The sequence below is a fragment of the Sulfobacillus harzensis genome (assembly GCF_012933365.1).
Lineage (GTDB): Bacteria > Bacillota > Sulfobacillia > Sulfobacillales > Sulfobacillaceae > Sulfobacillus_B > Sulfobacillus_B harzensis.
In genome coordinates this window covers 1-1,596 of record NZ_JABBVZ010000250.1, presented here as the reverse complement: position 1 = coordinate 1,596, position 1,596 = coordinate 1, and the positions used below count along the sequence as shown (strand labels likewise).

Below are 1,596 nucleotides of genomic sequence, written 5' to 3'. Positions count from 1 at the left end.
GGTAGAGTAGGAGGCCCCTTGCGGGGCCGTCCCCTCATCGAACCGGACTTGTGGTTTTCCCACATCCGGCTCTCCGACGGTAGTTGCCCCCCATTAAGGGCGAGGAAGTTGCGCCTTGATTTGGCGGCGCATCTGCGCGAGAGAAGGTAAGCCAAGTTCGGCGAAGCGTCGGTTGGGCCATTCGACATCCAATGCAGGGTGCCGATTCCATCGCTTCACGATGAACGCGCGACAACGTTCCCGAATCCATGCATCGAGCCCAGACCAATCGGCGGCCTGACTAACGGTGAAGTACTGGCCCCAGCCCCGGATGACCGGGGCAAGGGCGTCGATGACCATCTGGATGTTCATGGGCTGGGTGCGCCGTGTGAGTTCGCGGATGCGGTCTTTGAATCGCTCCACCGCGGCCCGTTTCGGGCCAAAGAGGGGGCGGCCTGTGCCATCCTTCGTTTCCACCCAGAAGAAGGTAAACCCGAGAAAGTCGAAGGCTGTGTCGTGCACATCTACGATGCGGGTTTTCTCGGGGTGGAGTGTGAGCCGAAGCTCCGTCAGGACCGCTTGGGCGGTGGCGAGGGCCGCCTCCGCGTCGGCTTGCGTGCGTGCCAACGCGCACCAATCATCCGCATAGCGGATGAATTGAACGCCCGGCAGAGCCTCCATCGTGTGGTCGAGCACGTCCAGGTAGATATTGGCGAGGAGTGGGCTGAGTACCGACCCTTGACTCGTGCCCCGGGGCGTCGCTTGCCACTGTCCAGCGTCCATGACTCCGGCGCGGAGCATGTCCCGCACCCATCCGAGTACCGTGCCATCGGCTACTCGCTCGGCCAATTTATCCATCAGGAGCTGTTGGTCCATCGACCCAAAGTAGTCCTGAATGTCCGCGTCGACCACCCAACGATATCCCTTGTTGAGGTACCCGTAGATGCGGGTCACGGCTTCGTGGGCACTCCGGCCCGGCCGAAACCCATAGCTGTCTGCGCTGAAGGTCGGTTCCCAAATGGGTTCCATGATCCGGCGCAGGGCTTCTTCTACGACCCGGTCCCGCACAGCGGGTACCCCGAGCGGCCGTTGCTTGTTTGTTCCAGGCTTGGGAATCCAGACTCGCCGCACGGGTAAGGGTTTATAGCGATGCGCCCGCATCGCCTGCCCCAACCGGTCAAGCTCGTCTCCGAGATGTTCCGCAAACCGGTCGCAACTCTGGCGGTCGACGCCGGCGGCCCCGTTGTTCGCAAGGACTGCGGCGGCGGCCATCGCCAGATTGGCCGGACTCCAGACTTTGTCCGCCAAGCTATACCATTTTCTCTGCTGTGTCATCCTCGTTTCCTCCATCTGGCCGGCCGGGCGTCCCGCATGGGACGCGGCTGTCGCTAGGTCCGAGACCAATCTTGCCTTGCCAACCGTCCAGTCATGTTAGAATCCTACCGAAGGGACGGGCCTTCGCCTTCCCGCCCGGTTGTGTTGTCCGGCGCGGTACTTCGCTACTATGCCCGCCTCCGACTCCCTGTTCCACCCAAGAGCGGGGATTGGCGGTCATCGCATTGCCCACTTGTGTCGACTCTTGGACAGGCAGGGTCTCACTGGGTCAGTACAGAACCT

At 62.2% G+C, this 1,596-nt stretch carries 1 protein-coding gene; it reads right to left on the bottom strand.

Annotated features, from left to right (window positions below; all coding sequences use genetic code 11):
- Positions 1–93: 93 nt before the first annotated feature.
- On the bottom strand, positions 94–1,314 hold the full coding sequence (gene ltrA / locus HIJ39_RS22820; protein WP_169103322.1) for a group II intron reverse transcriptase/maturase: 1,221 nt from the start codon (positions 1,312–1,314) through the stop codon (positions 94–96).
- Positions 1,315–1,596: the final 282 nt, after the last annotated feature.